An 18658-nucleotide genomic window follows, 5' to 3' on the forward strand; every position below is an offset into this window, starting at 1 on the left:
GGGCTCCTTCGTGTTCAATCCGCACCGGCCACTTTGCCCAGGGTCCGCGAAATCTGGATCATGGCGGGGCCGAGCAGTACCATCAGCAGCATGGGGAATATGCAGAAAATCAGTGGGAACAACAGCTTCAGGCCGATGCGGGCGGCGCATTCCTCGGCCACGATGCGGCGCTTGTGACGCAGGCTGTCGGACTGGACGCGCAACGCATCGCCGACGCTGGTGCCGAAACGCTCGGACTGGATCAGCATGGCCACCAGCGTGTCGACATCCTCGACACCCGAACGCAGCGCGAAGTTGCGTAGCGCCTTCTCCTTGGAGAAACCGGCGCGCATTTCCATCAGGACGAGCTGCAATTCCTGCGCCAGCACCGCGCTCTTGATGTGGATCTCGTTCGCCACCTTGACCAGCGCACGCTCCAGGCTCAGGCCTGCCTCGACGCACACCGTGAGCAGATCCAGCGCATCGGGGATGGTTTCGAAAATCTCGCGGCGGCGGCGTTGCACGATACGTTCGAGGATCATGTTGGGCAGGTAATAGCCGATGGCGGCCGCGGTGAGCAGCAAGGCCATCATCCGCCAGCCCAGCAGCGCCTTGCTGTAGACGATGGTCAGCGGCACCACCAGTGCCGGCAGCACCAGTGCGAGCGCCGTCTTCGACGCGAAATACAGCGACAGGGCGGACGGATTGCGCCAGCCGGCATTCATGAAGCGCGTGCGCAGGCTGGATTTCTCCCAGCCCTCCTCGGGCACCGACAGCTTGGTCAGGGGCTTGGCTGCGCTCGCAACCCGTTCGACCCAGCCGCCCCCGGCATCGAGCTGGCTCTGCTCTGCATTGCCGAGGAAGCGGCGCAGGCGATCGCGCAGGGCCAGCGGCGCAAACAGCACCAGGCCGAGCCAGGCCAGACCGGTGACGACGCACAGGACGATAAACAGGAAGATCAGCTGGGAGGATGTCATGTTCACCTCTGGAGGGATGCGGGCCGGACTCAGATGCGGATGCGGATGATCTTGCGCATCCAGACGACGCCGACCAGCATCATGCTAAGGCCGTACCACATCATGCGCACGCCGTTCGGGTCGGTCCAGAGCACGCTGATGTATTTCGGGTTCATCGCCAGCATCATGCCCAGCACGGCAAACGGCAGCACGGTCAGGATCATCGCCGACATTCTTCCTTCCGCTGACAGCACGCGCACGTGTGCCACCAGTTTCAGGCGGGCGCGGATGATCTGGCTGATGTTCCCCAGGATCTCGGCCAGGTTGCCGCCCGATTCACGCTGGATCAGCACCGCGATGATCAGGTAGCGCAGGTCGGTCAGCGGGATGCGCGCAGCCATGGCGTGCAAGGCCTCGTTCATCGGGGCGCCGTAGTTGATCTCCTCGCGGGCGATGCGGAACTCCCCGCTGAGCGGCTCCGGCAGCTCGTTGCCGACGATCTGGAGGACGTTGCTGAACGAGTGGCCGGCGCGCAGTGCGCGGGCGATGAAATCGGCGGCATCCGGCAGTTGCTGCTCGATGCGGATCAGGCGTCGCTGCCGCGTACGGCGCAGCAGGACCCACGGCACGCCCAGCCCGAGCAGGGCCACCAGGGCGCGCAATGCGGCCGGCAGTTGCCAGCCGAGCGACACCACGGCGGCGAGGGCCATGCAGCCTAGCGACCAGGCCAGGAATTGACCGACCGTGTTGGTGGTGCCGGCCTGCACCAGCAGGGCATCGATCCGGTCCGCCAGCGGGATGCGGTGCAGGAAGCGGTCGAAGGCCGCGTTGCGGCTGTAGGGACGCTGCTTGAGGATCGAGATTCGCTCGCCGCTGCGCCCGGACGAACCGGACATGACCTGCAGCCGGCGCGCGATGCGCCGCGCCGCCGCGCCATGCGTGCCCATCCACCACAGGTAGGTGCCCTCGATCGCGAGGACCGCGGCCGCGAACAGGAATACCACGAAAGCGTAGAAGAGCACGTCCATGCTGCCTCCTCAGTCGAAAATCCGGTCGGGATCGAAGGTGTCTTCCGGCACCGGCACGCCGAACATCTTCAGGCGCTCGGCGAAGCGCGGACGGACGCCGGTGGCGCTGAAACGCCCTTTCACCTTGCCGTCGGCGTCCACGCCGCTCTGCTCGAAGCGGAAGATCTCCTGCATCGAGATGATGTCGCCTTCCATGCCGGTGATTTCCTGCAGGCTGACCACCTTGCGCGTGCCGTCGGTCAGGCGCGATACCTGCACCACCACCGTCACGGCGGAAGCGATCTGCTGGCGGATCGCGCGCGCCGTCAGGTTGACGCCGGCCATGCTGACCATGTTTTCCAGCCGCGACAGCGCGTCGCGCGGCGTGTTGGAGTGGATCGTCGCGAGCGAGCCCTCATGGCCGGTGTTCATCGCCTGCAGCATGTCGAGCGCCTCGGCGCCGCGCACCTCGCCCAGGATGATGCGGTCGGGACGCATCCGCAGCGCGTTGCGCACCAGCGCGCGCTGGGTCACCTCGCCCTTGCCTTCGATGTTCGGCGGACGCGTTTCCAGGCGCACCACGTGCGGCTGGCGCAGCTGCAGCTCGGCCGCGTCCTCGATCGTCAGCACGCGCTCGGTGGCCGGGATGAACCCGGAGATCAGGTTCAGCAAGGTGGTCTTGCCGCTGCCGGTGCCGCCCGAGATCAGGATGTTCACCTTGCCCGCACCCAGGCTCTCCAGCACCCGGATCATGGGTGGGGTCAGGCTTTTATAGTCGAGCAGGTTCTGCACCGACAGCGGCGAAGAGCCGAAGCGGCGGATCGAGAGCAGCGGCCCGTCCACCGCCAGCGGCGGGATGATCGCGTTGACGCGCGAACCGTCCGGCAGGCGCGCATCGACCATCGGGCTCGATTCGTCGACGCGCCGGCCCACGCGCGAGACGATCTTTTCGATGATCTTGATCAGGTGGGCATTGTCGTGAAAGCTGATGTCGGTGAGTTCGAGCTTGCCGCGCCGCTCGACATACACCTTGCTGGCGGTATTGACCAGGATGTCGGAAACGCTCGGGTCGTTCAGGAGCGGCTCGAGCGGGCCGAAGCCGAGCATCTCGTGCTGGATATCGAGCACCAGGTGGTGGCGTTCGTGCTGGTTCAGCACGATGCGCTCCTCCTCGATGATGCGCTGGATCAGCAGGGCCAGCTCGTGCTTGAACTGCTCGGCGGTGAGCCGCTTGAGGCGCTCGAGGTCGATGCGGTCCAGGATCATCTGGTGCATCTGCTTCTTGAGCTCCTGATAGGCCTGGTTGGCGACTTCCGGCACGACCACGCCGGGCTGGCGTTCCTGACCGGTACTCGCAAGGCGTTCACGTAAGGACATGGGTGGCTCCGTGTCGTTCTGTTTCGTGTTGATCAGTCGTCTTCGCCGCGGCCGAACAGGCGGTCGAGCAGTCCCCTGCTCTCCTGGACGCGCCGCGTCGTCACCAGTTCGACCATGTCGGCCAGGCTGCGCGCGGCCGCGCTCGAGCGCGACAGCTGCAGCACCGGGACGCCCTGGTTGACCGAGTCGGTGACGGCGACGTAGTCGTTGGGGAAGGTGTGCACCACTTCGCACCCCAAGGCCGCGTGCAGGTCCTGCAGGCGCAGCTTGCCGCCCTTTTCGTAGCGGTTGACGATCAGGCGGATGTGGTCCAGCACGTAGCCGAGCGAGCGGAAGATGTCGAGCAGGCGGCGCGCATCGCGGATGTCGGGCAGCGCCAGCTGCAGCACGGGATAGATCGTGTCGGTGACGTCGAGGGCGCGCAGCGACACCGCGTCGATCTGGCGGCCGACGTCGAGCAGCACGTAGTCGTAGTGCTGGCGCGCGACGCGCAGGATGGTGTCGATGTGCTCCGGCTTGGCTTCCTTCGCGTGGGCGGCGTCGTCGGCCGCGGCCAGCACGCCAAAGCCCGGGGTCACATGGACCACGCAGGAATCGAGGAAGGGCCCGTCCACGCGCGCGATCTGGGCGCAGACGTCGGACAGGGTCATGCTCGGCTTCTGGTCGGACACGTACAACGCGGCGTCGCCGAACTGGCCGTGCAGGTCGATCAGCAGCACCTTCTTGGCGGCCAGCGTAGCGAGCGCGTAGCCGAAATTGGTCGAGATGAAGGTGGCGCCGCTGCCGCCCTTGCAGGCGATGAAGGCGAGGATCTTCCCGTCGCGCAGGCCCGACACCCCGGCCGCGGCCGAAATGCGGTCCATCGACTCGTGAAAGGCACGGTGCACCAGAGGCAGCTGCAGCACTTCGCGCACGCCTGCGCGCATGGCGTGGATCAGGAGGTCCGGATGGTTCTGGTCGGTCAGCAGCATCAGATGGGCTTCGGGATACTGGCGGCCAAGGCGTTCAAGCAGGGGGGCTTCCGAGGGTTCGGTCTGGGTGGCGTCGATGATGACCAGCTGCGGGGTGTCGGCTTCGGGGCGGTCGAGTGCCTCGCGCAGGCTGGCGCGAACGGCACCGAGGTTCAGCGGCGGCACGCGGGCCGCCCCCTGGGAGGCGATCTCCGCATAGAGCTGGCTGTCGCGGCTGATAAGTAGCGCTTTCATGGCGGGCCTCGTTGCTGGCGCATCTGGTCAAAGTGGAAGGCAGGCGCTCATCGCACGCTGCCAGCGGTGACGAAGATCGGCGCCGGTGCCGCTTCCGGCTGGGCGAAGCTGCGCTGGTAGCGCTCATGCGCTCCCTTGGCCGCGCGGCCGTCCACCCCGACGGCAGGATCGCGGTTGCTGGCTGCGGCCGGGTCGAGCACCTGGATGGCCAGGTTGGCGCGCGTGGCGGTGCCGAATTGCCTGTCCCACTCCGGCGTGGTATGCATGCAGCCCTGCAGACAGGCGGCCACCAGCGCCGGCAGCAGAAAGTAGGTCGGGTTCTTCACGGATGCCTCCTATTTGAGTTCGAAGCCGCCGGCGGTCTGCGCAGCGGGGGGCGCGACTTGCGGCGTGGACGCGGCGGCGGTGGTCGCGGCCGGGGCATCGCCCTCGAGGCGGCCGCCGAGCATCACCTCGCCACGCGTCGGTATGCCCACCTTGTCGGTCGGCAGCGAATAACCGGCGCCCGCGATCGGCTTGACCAGCCGCGCGGTGATCACGAACACCAGTTCGGTGCGGTCCTGCTGGAAGTCGGTGCTGCGGAACAGCGCGCCCAGCACCGGGACTTCGCCCAGCATCGGCAGGCCCTTCAGGCTGGCCACCAGGTTGTTCTTCACCAGGCCGCCGATGGCGAAGCTCTGGCCGTCATACAGCTGCACGGTGGTGCTGGCGCGGCGCGTGGTCACGACCGGCAGGATCGAACTGCCGGTAATGCCGAACGCCGACACGCCGATCCCTTCGCGCGACAGCTCGGACACTTCCGGCGCCACCTTCAGGTTGATGCGTCCCCCCGACAGGACGGTCGGGGTAAAGCGCAGGCCGACGCCGAATTCCTTTTCCTCAAGCGTGACCTTGTTGTTGTCCTGGGCAACCGGGATGTAGAACTTGCCGCCGGCCAGGAAGGTGCCCTCCTGGCCGCTGATGGCCAGTACGTTCGGCTCGGCCAGCACGCGCACCAGGCCGTCCTGTTTATCGGCCGCCCCCACCAGCCGGTTGCCGTTGTCCTTGTCGAAGCGAATGCCGTTGGTTGTCCGTCCGGTCAGGAAATTCGACACCAGCCGGGTAGTCCAGCTGCCCGAGCCGAAGCTGAACGCCGCGTCGGTCTCGAGCCGCTCGAGCAGGGTCTTCGACACCTCGGCCACCTTGACTTCAAGCTGCACTTGCTGGGGTGCGCTGACATTGAGCAGGTTGATCACGCGCGTGGCTGCCGCGGCGGCGCCGCCGGCGCTGCCCCCGCCGTTGTTGTTGGCCAGCGGAATGACGCCGTCGTTATCATTGGCCTTGTCGGCGGACGGCAGCTGGCGCAGCGGACGCCGCACATACGCCGTCGCCAGCTCGACCGCGCGGGTGAGCGCGCCGGCGTCGCTGACGGTGCCGGTCAGCACCAGCGAATCGGCGGCGGCCATCACCCGTATATCCTTTTCCTCGGGCATTGCTGCGGCCAGGGTCGCCTGCAGTACGGCGGGGTCCATCGCGACCACGATGTCGACCACGCTGCACAAGCCGCTTTTTCCCTGCACGATCATGTTGGTGGTGCCGACGTCGACAGCGGCGATGTACAGCGTGTCCGGCGACACCAGCATCGCCTGCACGATCGCCGGATTGCCGACGCTGCGGTTGAGCACCCGCTCGGGCAGGCGCAGCATGGTGGACTTGCCCATGTTGAGCGACAGCGTGGCAGGGCGCGCGGCTTCGCCGCTGCAGCCCATCGCGGGCTGGGAACGCGTTTCCGCTTGCTTGGCGGCTGCCGGTTTGGCAGCGGCACTGTCAGCTGGTTTGGCGGGAGCGGCAGCTGCAGGCTTGGCTGCGGAAGCCGCTTGGGAAGGCGCGGCGGCGGCCAGCGCCAGGCCAGCGGCAAACCGTGCAAGATTGAGGCGTCTGTTCATGGCATCCATCCCGGATCGATAAGGTCAGAAGCATTCTTGTGAAGCGTGCAGGCCATTGATGACCTTGACGCAGTCGCGCCGCGGTGCCGCTGCAGGGACCGGACGCGGCGCCTGCGCCTGCGGCCGGGGTGCGCGTACCGGCATCGCCACGGCCCGCACGGGCGAGGCCGGCGCCGGCAACAGGTTCTCCTTGGTGGCGCCAAGGGTCTCGGCCGGAGCCGGGTCGATCTGGTTGCGCAGCGCCAGCGACAGGGTTCCGACGCTGCGCGCCAGGTCGAGCTTTTCGGCCTGCTCGGGCGTGACTTCGAGCGTGACGGCATTCACGACCTTCGGTTTGGTCTCGTCGCGGTTGACTTCCTGCGCCACCGCTAGCACCAGGATCCGTTCCAGCACGATCTTGGAGATGCTTCGCTCGCGTTGCTGTCCGTCCTGCGCCTTGGTCTCGGTCTGGGTACTGACGATGATGTCGACGTAGTTGCCGGGTAGCGCGAAACCGGCCACGCCGATCACGTCGTTGACGCGAACCGTGATGGCGCGCTTGCCCTCGGTGATCAGGGCCGACAGGCCGCCCACCGTGCCGACCGGGGCCAGCTTGGCCTCGCTCAGGGGCTCACCCATCAGGATGCTCGATTTGAGCACCCGGCCGCCAAGCTTCTGCGGATCGTCGAACGCGCCTTTCGGCACGCTGTGGGCCGGCCATTCGACCAGCTTGAGCATCTCGGGCGTCAGGCGCTGGCCGATGCTGATGTCGGCCCCCGCCACCACGATGTGATCGGCGCGCTTGGCCGGTTGTGTCAGCAGCCAGCGCGAGGCCAGCAGGACGGCCGTCAGGCCGAACAGGATCGCGAGCGTCATCACGATCACGGCACGCTTGTTTTTCATCGAGCATCTCCCAGGTTACCGGGTTCGAGCGCCGCGCAAGAACCGAACAGGCTGCTCCACGCCTGGACCACGCTATTCACGTCGAGACGTGGCGTGTGGTCGGCGAACCCGGCGAAGTCGGCAATCCGGCCCAGCAGCTCATGCGGCCAGGCAGCCAGCAACGGACGCCGGGTGCGGCGGTGCAGTTCGTTGATCAGGTAATCGACCGCGTCGTCGTCGGCCTCGATGCCGCGCATCCGGCACTGGCGCCGCAGCAGCGCGCGGTAGCCGGCTTCGGAAAGCGGGCCCACGGGAATCCGGTAGCCGACGCGGCGCATGCAGGATTCATCCAGCACCGCCTGCGGCGCCAGGCTCGTGACCAGCACCAGGGACACGTCGAACGGCAGGGCATGGCTGGCCCCACCCGGCACCGCGACATGGTCGGTGCCGCTCTCGAGCGCGCCCAGGCAGCGGTGCAGCACCTCGGCAGCCGGCACCCGCTGGCGGCCGATGTCATCGAGCACCAGCAGTCCATTGTTGGCCAGCAAGTGCGGCGGTGCACGCAGCACGCCGCTGGCGGCGTCGATGCGCAGTTCCAGCATGTCGCACGCCAGTTCGGCGCCCACATGCACCAGCGGGCGCTGGCACAGTACCCAGCGCGCGTCGCAGCTGCGCCGTTCTTCCAGGGCGCGCGGCTGCAGCGGCGCGGGATGCAGGTCCGGAGCGTATATCTGCACGATCTCGTGGTTGACCAGCACCGCGTACGGAATGGCCACCGGCTCCTGGCGCAGCCGCGCGAACTTGCGCGCCAGGCTCGTCTTGCCGCTGCCGGAAGGACCGTACAGCATCAGCGGACGGTTCGAATGCAGCGCCGCACCGATCAACTCCTGCACCGCGGGATCGATGCCGTCCTCCGCCAGGGTGGCCTGCAGCTCTGTGGGCGTGACGCGGGGGGCGCCGGGCTGGCGCAGCGACTGCTTTTCCACGACGCTGCGGTAAGCGTCGAGCGTCACCGGGGCCGGCCCGATATAGCGCGATTCCGCCAGGTACTCGGCAGCAGCGCGCAGCCCGAAGGCGGTCAGCTGGTAATGCACGTCGATGTCGGAATCGCCTTGCCAGGCCACCTCGGCCAGTTGCTCCGCAACCAGCCCCTGCAGCACTTCACGCACCACGCTGACCGACAGGCGCAGCCGTCCGGTAAGGAGCGATAGCGGAATCTTGCCGCTGGCATGCATGATCTTGACCGTGAGTGCGGTGACCAGACGCGCGTCGAGGCCGGTATCCCGCACTGTGCGTGGCTGGCGCGGCAGGACCGGAGCGGGATCGGCCTCGGGTCCGCTGCCGGCTCCAGCTGCCGGCCGCGCGTCGCAAGGAGCGCTTGGCCTGGGTGGCGAAAACACTTCCATAAGGAAACCTCCTGATGAGGTGCGGATATTTCTTACATTTGTTAAATTGATTCTAACCATCGCTTCCCCCTCCCCGTTTGACTTCCGGCAAGGAAGCGGGAACACCAAAAACAGGGCTTAACGGCTCATCAGGAAGTAGATCGTCCCGGCGGCAATCGCGACGCCGTAAGGTATCGAACCGGCGCTCGGCTGCGCCTCCATTCTTGTGATGGGAAGACGCAAGGCAGCCTGGCGCACCATGCTCCAGACGTTGGTCAGCGCCAGCCGCAAGCGGCCCTGGAAAAGGATGAAGGCCAGGGCCATCACACCACCGGCGCACCAGGCGAAGATCGCGATGTGCAAGGCAGCCGCCGGACCGGTGAAGGCGCCTACCGTGGCCATCATCTTGACGTCGCCGGCGGCCATGCCGCGCATCAGGTAGAAAGGAAGAAAAACCAGCAGTCCGACGGCGGCACCACCGAAACAGGCCAGCAAGGCTGCGCCGGGCTGCGGTGATACTGCGTGAAGGGACAAGGCGGCGATAAGGCCTGTCAGCAGCAGGAGATTCGGAATACGTCGGCTTGCGAGGTCGTTGATCGCAGCGACGGCTACGAGCAGCAGGAGCAGTATGTCGAGGTAAGGTGCGACAACCATGATCGTCTCACAAAAAAAAACCCCCGGGGCCGAATGGCACCGGAGGCGTTAGCGATATTAAGGGCCTGCAGGCGGAGTCGGGTTCAGCTCTTCGCCAATCTTGTTGAACAGCGCGGTAATATCAGCGCCGAGAGCCTCGGCAGCCCCTGCCAACGCAATGCCGACCAGTGCAGCGATCAGGCCGTATTCGATGGCCGTCACCCCGTTTTCATCGGCAATGAAGGTTTTGATGGCGGAGGTAATGGTGCTCATGATGAACTCCTTGTGATGGTTGATGGAACATCTACTACTGGGTCTTACTGACAGACGGGGCCCCGTCTTTTGCTGCTTTCGACTGCGTCTGTCAGTGAGTTCACTGTACCGAATAGTGCCGCACGGCAAGTTGACGTCGGGCAAGCTTGCCATGTGGAAATTCGTGTTTCTGCATGGACTTGCGCGTGCACAAGCAGACGGCCACCAAGCATTACCTTCCGGGCATTAAAAAGATAAATATTGTTAAGAATAGTTGCCTACAATACAAAAACGCTTTATGCTGTCCCTCTTGCCCGCCTAAAAAAGCGGCAGCCGTACTACCAACCCGGCCGTGCTCTTGCTTGACTCAGTTTCTCTGCGTTTCTGAAAAAAACCGACATGGATTCCCTGCTGCGACACATGGTGGACATGACTGGCCACCGCGATCACACGATGCTCGACATCTCCGTGATTTCGGCGGTACAGGAACTGGCGGGCGCGCTGCAGACCCGGGTCTTGACCATCACGACGGTCTGCGGGCAGAGATTCGTGCGTTCGCGCGCCTGCATCCGCGCCGGCGGCGTCGCCTGCCCGGAAGAGCAGCACGATAGCGGCAGCCCGGGCGAGCCGCTCTCGGCCTTTCCCGAACTGGCGCACTGCCTCGAACATCATGATTCGCGTGCCGAAGGCCTGGGCCGCGACGGCCTGCGCCGCCTGTGGCTGCCGATCTGGTTCGGCGACAAGGCCGATACCTGCCTCGAGATCGTGCACGCACAAGGCTTCACCGCCGAATCGATCCATACGATCAGCGGAATCGTCGGCGTCTACCGCAATTTCCAGAACCTGCTCGACTACAGCGAGCGCGACTCGCTCACCGGACTACTGAACCGCAAGACCTTCGACGACCAGCTGGCGCGCATGCTGCACAGCGGCGACACCGAACCCCTGGTGCCGGGCCAGCTGGAACGGCGCCAGCACGGGGCCGAGGAAAAGCAGTGGCTGGCCGTGGTCGACGTCGACCATTTCAAGATGGTGAACGACCGCTTCGGCCACCTGTACGGCGACGAAGTGCTAATCCTCGTCGCGAACCTGCTGCAGTCCTCGTTCCGTTCGCAGGACCGCGTGTTCCGCTTCGGCGGCGAAGAGTTCGTGGTGCTGCTGCGTTCGACCACGCTCGAGAATGCCCGCAAGATCATCGACCGCTTCCGCACCAACGTCGAGGCGCACGTATTCCCCCAGGTAGGCCGCGTCACCGTGAGCGTCGGCTTCACCAGCATCAGCGCCACCGATTCGCCGGTCGTGACCCTGGGCCACGCGGACCAGGCCCTGTACTTCGCCAAGGCCAACGGCCGCAACCGCGCCTGCCATTACGAGGAACTGGTGGCGAACGGCCTGCTGCAGACCGTCGCCACCAACGACACCGCCGAGTTCTTCTAGGGCGCCTGCCGGGCCTGCGCGAATTCAAGAGCGTCTTCCAGGCGGTCATCGCCCCAGAACAGCTCGCCCTGCACGATGAAGGTAGGCGCACCGAAGAGCCCCAAGCGGCGTGCGGCCGCGGTCTGCGCGCGCAGTGCCGCCTTGTTGGCCTCCCCTTCCGCCTCGCGCAGCACCGCTTCCGGCTCGGCGACCAGCCCCTCCAGCGCCGCCAGCACGGCGCCGGCATCGTCGATGTCGGCATCCTCGGACCAGTTGCGCAGCATGATGCGGCGGCAGTATTCGCCCATCCAGGCTTGCTGCGCGCCGAGCAGCGCGACCCGCATCGGCAGCAGGGCCCGGCGCGGGAAGGCCGAGGGACGCGTAAAAGGAATTCCGTATTTCGCGGCGCGGCGCGCCATGTCGCGCCAGACGTACTCGCCTTTCTCCTTCTGCTCCGCGAAGGGCGAGCTTTGCCAGCCGAGTTCACGGAAGATCGGCCCGAGCAGGAAGGGCTTCCAGTGCAGCGGCACGGAGGCGCTACGTGCGAGCGCCTCGATGCGCATGGCCGACAGGTAGCTGTAGTTGCTGCCGAACTCGAACCAGAACTCGATGGGTGGGTGCATGGCCGCCTTCCTCGCTTGTATAGTGTGAGGAGTATGCAGGCAGTTGCCTGCCACCACAACAGGAGTGTCGGGATGAGCAAGGTACTGATCGTGACAGGCGCCGGGCGCGGCATCGGCGCCGCCATCGCCAGGCAGGCGGCCGCCGGCGGCCATGCGGTGGCGGTCAACTACCGTCATGACGAAGCGGCGGCGCAGGCGCTGGTGGCGGCGATCCGCGCCGATGGCGGGCAGGCTGCCGCGATCCAGGCCGACGTCGCGGCCGAAGCGGAAGTGGCGCAGCTGTTCGCGCGCACCGAGCAGGAACTCGGACCGCCTGCGGCGCTGGTCAACAATGCCGGCATCACGGGGCGCATCGCGCGCTTCATGGATACCGATCCCGCCACCATCGAAGCGGTATTCCGCACCAACGTGTACGGCACCATGCACTGCTGCCGCGCGGCGATCGACGCCTTCCGGCGCCATGGCACGCGCGGGGTGATCGTCAACCTGTCCTCGATCGCGGCCAGCACCGGCAGCCCTCGCGAGTACGTGCACTACGCCGCCAGCAAGGCGGCGGTCGAGAGCTTCACGCTGGGACTGGCGCGCGAGATGGCGCCGGAGGGTATCCGTGTGTGCGCGGTGGCGCCCGGTTCGACGCTGACCGGCATCCATGCGGCGGCCGGCGAGCCGGGCCGGCCGGAGCGCGTGGCGCCGGCCATCCCGATGGGGCGCCTGGCCACGCCCGACGAGATCGCGGAAGCGGTGCTGTGGATGCTGTCGCCCGCCGCGTCCTACGTCACCGGGACGACCTTGCGCTGCGCGGGCGGCTTGTGAGGCGCGGCCTGGAGCTCAGGCGATGTTCATGAACTGCAGCGGATTGACGTTCCACTTCTCGGCCGACTCGTGGCGCAGGATCTTGTCGCCGCCGCCGAAGCCGAGCTGCTTGGACAGGTCGAGGGTCTGCGGCTTGATGTAGCCTTGGCTCTTGGTGCTGAAGAACACGTTGACCTTCGGCGTCAGCAGGCTGGTTTCGTGCGGCTCGATTACCACGCCCAGGCGGCCGGATTCGAGCAGCACCAGGGTGCCGACCGGGTAGATGCCGACACAGCGCATGAACTCCTGGACCAGCGTGGGGTTGAAGTGGAACTTGCTCCACTCGTAGATCTTGCGCAGCGCTTCGGCCGCCGACATGCCCTTGTGGTAGCAGCGGTCCGAGGTGATGGCGTCGTAGACGTCGACGATCGCCGCCATCTGCGCCAGTTCGCTGATGCTGCCTTCGCCCTGCTTGTCCGGATAGCCGCTGCCGTCGCGCCGCTCGTGGTGATGCAGCGTGATGTCGAGCGGGATCGGGCCGATCTCCGGGGTCTTGGCCAGGATGTCGTAGCCGTCGCGCGGGTGGCGCTTGATGATGTCGAATTCCTCGTCGGTCAGGCGGCCCTGCTTGTTCAGGATGCTGTCCGGCACCAGCGCCTTGCCGGTGTCGTGCAACAGGCCGCCCAGGCCGGCCTGGTAGATCGTGTCCTCGTCCATCTTGCGCGAACGGCAGAACGCGACCAGCAGCGCGCAGACGCTGACCGAATGCAGGAAGGTGTAGTCGTCCTTGTTCTTGATGCGCAGGAGGCCCAGCAGCGCGCCGGAATTGCGCAGGATCGATTCGGTCACGCTCTCCACGACCGGCCCCACCTTGTCCAGCTCGACGGCCTTGCCGAGGCGGGCGTCGGCCATCACGGTGCGCACCAGGCCGGCGGCCTGCTTGCGGATATGCACGGCACGCTGCAGCTCTTCACCCAGGGACACGCGGGTGACGATCCGCGGCGCGGCGGCGATCGCCGTCACTTCCGCTTCGGTGGCGGCGTCGGCCTGCGCCAGGGTCGGCGCGTCGTCCACGTCGAGGCCCTTGCTGCAGTCGATGACGACAGCGCGGATCTTGGCATTGCGGATCTTGTAGATTTCTTCGTCCGTGGTGAGCTCGAAACGGGCGCGCACGAACGGATGGTCCATCCAGCCGCAATCGAGATCGTGGATATACATACCAATCCTCAGCTGCGATGCATCCACCTTTTTCAACATGTCGCTACTCTGCTCTGTAATAATGTCGGCGCCCATTGGCCGCGGGGCAGTATAACAATTTTGTTACAGACAATCATTATTTGTTGCTTGCTGGACACAACACTGCAGGATGGAACTTCGTCAACTCCGGTATTTCGTCGCCATTGTCGATCACGGCTCGCTATCGCGCGCCGCGCTGGTCCTGCACGTGGCGCAGCCGGCCTTGACCCAGCAGCTGCGCCAGCTCGAAGAGGAACTGGGCGCGCAGCTGCTGCACCGCTCGGCCCATGGCGTCGTCAGCACCGACGCCGGCAAGATCTTCTATGAACACGCGCAGGCCATCCTCAAGCAGGTGGCCGATGCCCGTTCGGCGGTGGTGCAGTCGACCACGCGGCCTTCGGGCAGCGTGTCGCTCGGCCTGCCGCACAGTATTTCGGGCGCGCTGGCGCTGCCGCTCCTGAAGGCCACCCGGGCCAGGTATCCGGAAATCACCCTGCAACTGACCGAGGAAATCTCGGGCAGCCTCACCGAACAGCTCAAGTCGGGCCGCCTGAACCTGGCGGTGCTGTTCGAGGTCGTCCCGGCCGGGCAATTCACCGCCACCGCGCTGGTCGAGGAAGACCTGATGTTCATCTGCCGGGCCGGCTCGCACTTCGCACCGACGGTGGACAGGCTGAGCCTGCGCGAGGCCCTGGCCAGCACCCTGATCCTGCCGGCGCGCCAGCACGGCGTGCGGCCGCTGGTCGAGCAGGCGGCGCAAGGCGCCGGCCTGGCGCTCGGCACTGTCCTCGAAATCAATTCGCTCGCCATTCTGCGCTCCGCCCTGCTGGCCGACCTGGGCGCTACCCTGCTGCCGGTCGCGCCGCTGCTGGCCGACATCGAACGCGGCGCGATGGCCGCCTGGCCGGTGGGCGAGCCGGCGGTGACGCGCCGCGTGACCCTGTGCGCCTCACGGAATATCCCGCTGACGAATGCCTCAGCGGCGATCGCGAAACTGGTGCGCGAAGTGACCGAAGACCTGTGTGAACGCGGCGCCTGGCCAGGCGCGCGGCTGGTCGCATAACGGTCATCAGATTTACTTATACCCCCATCCGCATTCCCTATTGGCCCTGGCGGGTCGAAGTCCCTACACTCCACGCGAATAAAAGTGCCTTAGCACGCCTTGTCGCTACCGCGACCCCGTTCCATCCGCCCTGCCTACCCGGCAGCCAGCCCGGAACACCCGATTCACGATTCTGGAGACACCCATGCCTGATACCGTCACGCCACAAGCGGCGACGCCGGACTATTCGTCCCGCCTGACCACCGTTACCCTCGACGACAAATACACCGCCAGGACCGGCAACATCTTCCTGTCCGGTATCCAGGCCCTGGTGCGCCTGCCGATGATGCAGCGCGAGCGCGATGCCGCCGCCGGCCTGAACACCGCCGGCTTCGTGTCCGGCTACCGCGGCTCGCCGCTCGGCGGCCTTGACGAGACCCTGTGGAAGGCCAAGGGCCACCTGGAAGCCAGCCACGTACAGTTCGTCCCCGGCGTGAACGAAGACCTGGCCGCCACCGCCGTCTGGGGCACCCAGACCGTCGACCTGATCGGACCAAGCAAATACGATGGCGTGTTCGCCATGTGGTACGGCAAAGGCCCGGGCGTGGACCGCTGCGGCGACGTCTTCAAGCACATGAACCATGCCGGAACAAGCAAGCACGGCGGCGTGCTGCTGGTGGCCGGCGACGACCATGGCGCCTACTCCTCGACCCTGCCGCACCAGTCCGACCACATCTTCTCGGCCTGCATGATCCCGGTGCTCTACCCCTGCAACGTGCAGGAATACCTGGACCTCGGCGTGCATGGCTGGGCCATGTCGCGCTACTCTGGCTGCGCGGTGGCCTTCAAGGCGCTGGCCGACACAGTCGAATCGAGCGCCTCGGTCGACGCCAACCCCTTCCGCGTCGAGGTCAAGTATCCGAAAGACTTCACGATGCCGGAAGGCGGACTGAATACCAGGCTGTCGTCGGTCCCGCTGGGCCAGCAGGCGCGCGCCCAGGAAGCGCTGATGCAGGACTACAAGATCTACGCGGCCCTGGCCTACGCCAGAGAAAACAAGCTCAATCGCACCACCATCGACAGCCCCAACGCCAAGCTGGGCATCATCGCCTCGGGCAAGTCCTACCTGGACGTGCTGGAAGCGCTGGAAGAACTGGGCATCGACGAAGCGATGGCCGAGAAGGTCGGCCTGCGCCTGTACAAGGTGGCGATGATCTGGCCGCTGGAGCCGGAGGGCGTGCGCGAATTCGCGCAGGGGCTGGAAGAGATCCTGGTGGTCGAAGAGAAGCGCCAGGTCGTCGAGTACCAGCTCAAGGAACAGCTGTACAACTGGCGCGACGACGTCCGCCCGCACATCGTCGGCAAGTTCGACGACAAGGGCGAATGGGTCGCGCCGCGCGGCGACTGGCTGCTGCCGCCGAAAGCCGACTTCTCGGTGGCGCAGGTGGCGCGCGTGATCGCCGGCCGTATCGCGCGCCTGGTCTCCGATGACACCACCCGCGATTTGATCCGAGCGCGCCTGGCCTTCCTCGAAGCCAAGGACGCCGTGCTGCAGAAGGCGATCACCACGCCCTTCCGCCCGGCCTTCTACTGCTCCGGCTGCCCGCACAACACCTCGACCAAGGTGCCGGACGGTTCCTTCGCGCTGGCCGGCATCGGCTGCCACGTCATGGCGACCTCGATCTACCCGGAGATGAACAAGCTGACCACCCACATGGGCGGCGAAGGCACGCCCTGGATCGGCCAGGCCGCGTTCTCCAAGGTGCCGCACGTGTTCCAGAACCTGGGCGACGGCACCTATTTCCACTCGGGCTACCTGGCGATCCGCGCGGCGGTGTCGGCCAAGGTCAACATCACTTATAAAATCCTGTACAACGACGCGGTCGCCATGACCGGCGGCCAGCCGGTCGACGGCACGACATCGGTGCCGTACATCGCCCAGCAGATGGCGGCCGAGGGGGTGAAACGCATCGCGCTGGTGACCGAAGACCTGTCGCGCTATGCCGACCGCTCGAACCTGCCGGCCATGGTCACTCTGCACGACCGCAAGCACATGGACGATGTCCAGCGCGAGCTGCGCGAACTGCCGGGCGTCACGGTCATCATCTACGACCAGACCTGCGCCGCCGAGAAGCGCCGCCGCCGCAAGAAAAACGAGTTCCCGGATCCGAACCAGCGCATGGTGATCAACGAGGCCGTGTGCGAAGGCTGCGGCGATTGCGGCATCCAGTCGAACTGCGTCTCGATCCTGCCGAAGGAAACGGAATTCGGCCGCAAGCGCCAGATCGACCAGTCCTCGTGCAACAAGGACTACTCGTGCGCGAAAGGCTTCTGCCCGAGCTTCGTCACCGTCGAAGGCGGCACGCTCAAGAAGAGCAAGACCGGCGTGTCGAAGAGCGGCAGCGAAGTCGGCTGGGGCGCTCTGCCCGAGCCGGCGCTGCCGAGCGTCGAGCATCCGTACAACATCCTGATCAACGGCATCGGCGGCACCGGCGTGATCACCGTCGGCGCGCTGATGGGCATGGCCGCCCACCTGGAAGGCAAGGGCGCGTCGGTGCTGGACATGACCGGCATGAGCCAGAAGAACGGTTCCGTCACGTCCCACGTCAAGATCGCCGCCACCCCGGACCGCCTGCGCGCCCAGCGCATCGCCACCGGCGAAGCGGACCTGATCCTCGGCTGCGACATCCTGACCACGGGCGCCGCCGATGCGGTCTCCAAGATGCGCCAGGGCCGCACCCTGGCCATCGTCAACCTGCACGAGCAGCCGACCGGCACCTTTGCCCAGCAGCGCGACTGGGAATTCCCGTCCGGCGACGTGCGCTCCCTGATCCTGGAAGCCGTAGGCGGGGAGTCGGGTGTCGACTTCGTCGATGCGACCAAGCTGGCGACCGCGCTGATGGGCGACTCGATCGCGACGAACCTGTTCCTGATGGGTTACGCGTGGCAGAAGGGCCGCATCCCCTTGACTGAAGCCGCCCTGCTGCGCGCGATCGAGCTGAACGGCGTGGCCGTCGCGTCCAATAAGATGAGCTTCCTGTGGGGCCGCCGCGCAGCGGTGGACGTCAAGCGCGTCGAGAAGCAGGCGATTCCCGCGCAAGCCATCGTGGTGCAGATGCCGCAAAGCCTGGACAGCGTCATCAAGAAGCGCGTCGAGCACCTGACCGGCTACCAGGACGCCGCTTATGCGGAGGTCTACAAGAACCTGGTGGAGCGCGTGCGCGCGGCCGAATCGGCGCAAGGCCTGGGCAACAAGCTGTCGATGGCGGTGGCGAAGAGCTACGCCAAGCTGATGGCCTACAAGGACGAGTATGAAGTGGCGCGCCTGTACACCGACGGCCGCTTCGTCGAGCAGCTCAAGACCCAGTTCGAAGGCGACTTCTCCCTGAAGTTCAACCTGGCGCCGCCGATGTTTGCCAAGAAGGACGCCAAGGGCCACATGGTCAAGGCGCAGTACGGCTCCTGGATGTTCGGCGCCTTCAAGCTGCTGGCCAAAATGAAAGGCCTGCGCGGCGGCGCCTTCGACGTCTTCGGCAAGACCGCGGAGCGCAAGATGGAGCGTGCACTGATCGTGGAATACCGCGAGATGGTGGAAGCGCTGGTCGCCAGGCTCGACGCTTCGAATTATCTCGAAGCGATCGAACTGGCTTCGCTGCCCGAGCAGATCCGCGGTTTCGGCCACGTGAAGGAAAAGGCCGTGGCCGAGTTCCGTGCGCGCAAGGCTGAGCTGCTCTCCGGCAACGTCAAACGCCGTGCTGCGTGAATAAGCACTAACGCTAAACAACGTCATCCCGGCGCAGGCCGGGATCCAATTTCTTCGCCGCGATCCACAATCATTTGATTGGCTCGCAACAAACTTGGGTTCCGGCCTTCGCCGGAACGACGTTCATAGACACGTAGCCTTCTTGACGTTAACGTTAACGTCATATACCGTACCGAGATACCCCTGTCCTCCCGAACTCCCAAGGA

16 protein-coding genes are annotated in these 18658 nt (G+C 65.9%); 4 read left to right on the plus strand and 12 right to left on the minus strand.

The window, feature by feature from the left end:
• Positions 1–14: 14 nt before the first annotated feature.
• The 10 genes from B2R83_RS18075 to B2R83_RS18120 form a co-directional block, all read right to left on the minus strand.
• Positions 15–956 (minus strand): type II secretion system F family protein, encoded by a 942-nt coding sequence (locus tag B2R83_RS18075; RefSeq protein ID WP_027864513.1) that lies wholly within the window; start codon positions 954–956, stop codon positions 15–17.
• A 29-nt stretch (positions 957–985) separates the two neighbouring features.
• A complete protein-coding gene (locus tag B2R83_RS18080; RefSeq protein WP_292044033.1) occupies positions 986–1963 on the minus strand; it encodes a type II secretion system F family protein in 978 nt (325 codons plus the stop codon).
• Between the two features lie 9 nt (positions 1964–1972).
• Positions 1973–3319, minus strand: coding sequence for a CpaF family protein (locus tag B2R83_RS18085; RefSeq protein WP_292044034.1), 1347 nt, complete (start codon positions 3317–3319; stop codon positions 1973–1975).
• A gap of 32 nt (positions 3320–3351) precedes the next feature.
• The gene (locus B2R83_RS18090) at positions 3352–4524 is read right to left on the minus strand and encodes an AAA family ATPase (RefSeq protein WP_027864516.1); all 1173 of its coding nucleotides are present in this window, start codon (positions 4522–4524) and stop codon (positions 3352–3354) included.
• 47 nt (positions 4525–4571) lie between these two features.
• Positions 4572–4850 carry a hypothetical protein gene (locus B2R83_RS18095; RefSeq protein ID WP_292044035.1) on the minus strand — a complete coding sequence of 93 codons (279 nt, stop codon included), beginning with the start codon at positions 4848–4850 and terminating at the stop codon, positions 4572–4574.
• 9 nt (positions 4851–4859) lie between these two features.
• Positions 4860–6449, minus strand: coding sequence for a type II and III secretion system protein family protein (locus B2R83_RS18100; protein ID WP_292044036.1), 1590 nt, complete (start codon positions 6447–6449; stop codon positions 4860–4862).
• A gap of 24 nt (positions 6450–6473) precedes the next feature.
• Positions 6474–7331 carry a Flp pilus assembly protein CpaB gene (gene cpaB / locus B2R83_RS18105; RefSeq protein ID WP_285378056.1) on the minus strand — a complete coding sequence of 286 codons (858 nt, stop codon included), beginning with the start codon at positions 7329–7331 and terminating at the stop codon, positions 6474–6476.
• Complete coding sequence (locus tag B2R83_RS18110; RefSeq protein WP_292044037.1) at positions 7328–8716, minus strand: ATP-binding protein; 1389 nt, start codon at positions 8714–8716, stop codon at positions 7328–7330. The genes cpaB and B2R83_RS18110 overlap by 4 nt, the downstream gene beginning before the upstream one ends.
• Positions 8717–8833: 117 nt before the next feature.
• Positions 8834–9349, minus strand: a complete 516-nt coding sequence (locus B2R83_RS18115; RefSeq protein ID WP_292044038.1) for an A24 family peptidase — start codon at positions 9347–9349, stop codon at positions 8834–8836.
• A 57-nt stretch (positions 9350–9406) separates the two neighbouring features.
• Positions 9407–9601, minus strand: a complete 195-nt coding sequence (locus B2R83_RS18120; RefSeq protein WP_027864520.1) for a Flp family type IVb pilin — start codon at positions 9599–9601, stop codon at positions 9407–9409.
• Between the two features lie 378 nt (positions 9602–9979).
• Here B2R83_RS18120 and B2R83_RS18125 point away from each other — a divergent pair, with 378 nt between their 5' ends.
• The gene (locus B2R83_RS18125) at positions 9980–11017 is read left to right on the plus strand and encodes a GGDEF domain-containing protein (RefSeq protein ID WP_292044039.1); all 1038 of its coding nucleotides are present in this window, start codon (positions 9980–9982) and stop codon (positions 11015–11017) included.
• Here B2R83_RS18125 and B2R83_RS18130 read toward each other — a convergent pair.
• Positions 11014–11619 carry a 2-hydroxychromene-2-carboxylate isomerase gene (locus B2R83_RS18130; RefSeq protein ID WP_292044040.1) on the minus strand — a complete coding sequence of 202 codons (606 nt, stop codon included), beginning with the start codon at positions 11617–11619 and terminating at the stop codon, positions 11014–11016. The two genes, B2R83_RS18125 and B2R83_RS18130, sit on opposite strands and share 4 nt — an antisense overlap.
• Before the next feature lie 72 nt (positions 11620–11691).
• Here B2R83_RS18130 and B2R83_RS18135 point away from each other — a divergent pair, with 72 nt between their 5' ends.
• On the plus strand, positions 11692–12432 hold the full coding sequence (locus B2R83_RS18135) for an SDR family oxidoreductase (RefSeq protein WP_292044041.1): 741 nt from the start codon (positions 11692–11694) through the stop codon (positions 12430–12432).
• 15 nt (positions 12433–12447) lie between these two features.
• On the opposite strand, the gene B2R83_RS18140 is transcribed toward B2R83_RS18135, so the two are convergent.
• Positions 12448–13704, minus strand: coding sequence for an HD-GYP domain-containing protein (locus tag B2R83_RS18140; protein WP_349681062.1), 1257 nt, complete (start codon positions 13702–13704; stop codon positions 12448–12450).
• A gap of 73 nt (positions 13705–13777) precedes the next feature.
• Between B2R83_RS18140 and B2R83_RS18145 the strand changes: the two genes are divergently transcribed.
• Positions 13778–14710 (plus strand): LysR substrate-binding domain-containing protein, encoded by a 933-nt coding sequence (locus B2R83_RS18145; RefSeq protein WP_292044043.1) that lies wholly within the window; start codon positions 13778–13780, stop codon positions 14708–14710.
• A 184-nt stretch (positions 14711–14894) separates the two neighbouring features.
• Positions 14895–18452, plus strand: coding sequence for an indolepyruvate ferredoxin oxidoreductase family protein (locus B2R83_RS18150; RefSeq protein WP_292044044.1), 3558 nt, complete (start codon positions 14895–14897; stop codon positions 18450–18452).
• Positions 18453–18658: the final 206 nt, after the last annotated feature.

The sequence above is a fragment of the Massilia sp. UBA6681 genome (genome assembly GCF_002454935.1).
GTDB lineage: Bacteria > Pseudomonadota > Gammaproteobacteria > Burkholderiales > Burkholderiaceae_D > Telluria > Telluria varians.

What these genes read in the sequence shown, in the direction of transcription:
- B2R83_RS18075 (WP_027864513.1), bottom strand. Translation starts at nt 956, where the DNA reads ATGACATCCTCCCAGCTGATCTTCCTGTTTATCGTCCTGTGCGTCGTC.
- B2R83_RS18080 (WP_292044033.1), bottom strand. Translation starts at nt 1,963, where the DNA reads ATGGACGTGCTCTTCTACGCTTTCGTGGTATTCCTGTTCGCGGCCGCG.
- B2R83_RS18085 (WP_292044034.1), bottom strand. Translation starts at nt 3,319, where the DNA reads ATGTCCTTACGTGAACGCCTTGCGAGTACCGGTCAGGAACGCCAGCCC.
- B2R83_RS18090 (WP_027864516.1), bottom strand. Translation starts at nt 4,524, where the DNA reads ATGAAAGCGCTACTTATCAGCCGCGACAGCCAGCTCTATGCGGAGATC.
- B2R83_RS18100 (WP_292044036.1), bottom strand. Translation starts at nt 6,449, where the DNA reads ATGAACAGACGCCTCAATCTTGCACGGTTTGCCGCTGGCCTGGCGCTG.
- cpaB (WP_285378056.1), bottom strand. Translation starts at nt 7,331, where the DNA reads ATGAAAAACAAGCGTGCCGTGATCGTGATGACGCTCGCGATCCTGTTC.
- B2R83_RS18110 (WP_292044037.1), bottom strand. Translation starts at nt 8,716, where the DNA reads ATGGAAGTGTTTTCGCCACCCAGGCCAAGCGCTCCTTGCGACGCGCGG.
- B2R83_RS18115 (WP_292044038.1), bottom strand. Translation starts at nt 9,349, where the DNA reads ATGGTTGTCGCACCTTACCTCGACATACTGCTCCTGCTGCTCGTAGCC.
- B2R83_RS18120 (WP_027864520.1), bottom strand. Translation starts at nt 9,601, where the DNA reads ATGAGCACCATTACCTCCGCCATCAAAACCTTCATTGCCGATGAAAAC.
- B2R83_RS18125 (WP_292044039.1), top strand. Translation starts at nt 9,980, where the DNA reads ATGGATTCCCTGCTGCGACACATGGTGGACATGACTGGCCACCGCGAT.
- B2R83_RS18130 (WP_292044040.1), bottom strand. Translation starts at nt 11,619, where the DNA reads ATGCACCCACCCATCGAGTTCTGGTTCGAGTTCGGCAGCAACTACAGC.
- B2R83_RS18135 (WP_292044041.1), top strand. Translation starts at nt 11,692, where the DNA reads ATGAGCAAGGTACTGATCGTGACAGGCGCCGGGCGCGGCATCGGCGCC.
- B2R83_RS18140 (WP_349681062.1), bottom strand. Translation starts at nt 13,704, where the DNA reads ATGGGCGCCGACATTATTACAGAGCAGAGTAGCGACATGTTGAAAAAG.
- B2R83_RS18145 (WP_292044043.1), top strand. Translation starts at nt 13,778, where the DNA reads ATGGAACTTCGTCAACTCCGGTATTTCGTCGCCATTGTCGATCACGGC.
- B2R83_RS18150 (WP_292044044.1), top strand. Translation starts at nt 14,895, where the DNA reads ATGCCTGATACCGTCACGCCACAAGCGGCGACGCCGGACTATTCGTCC.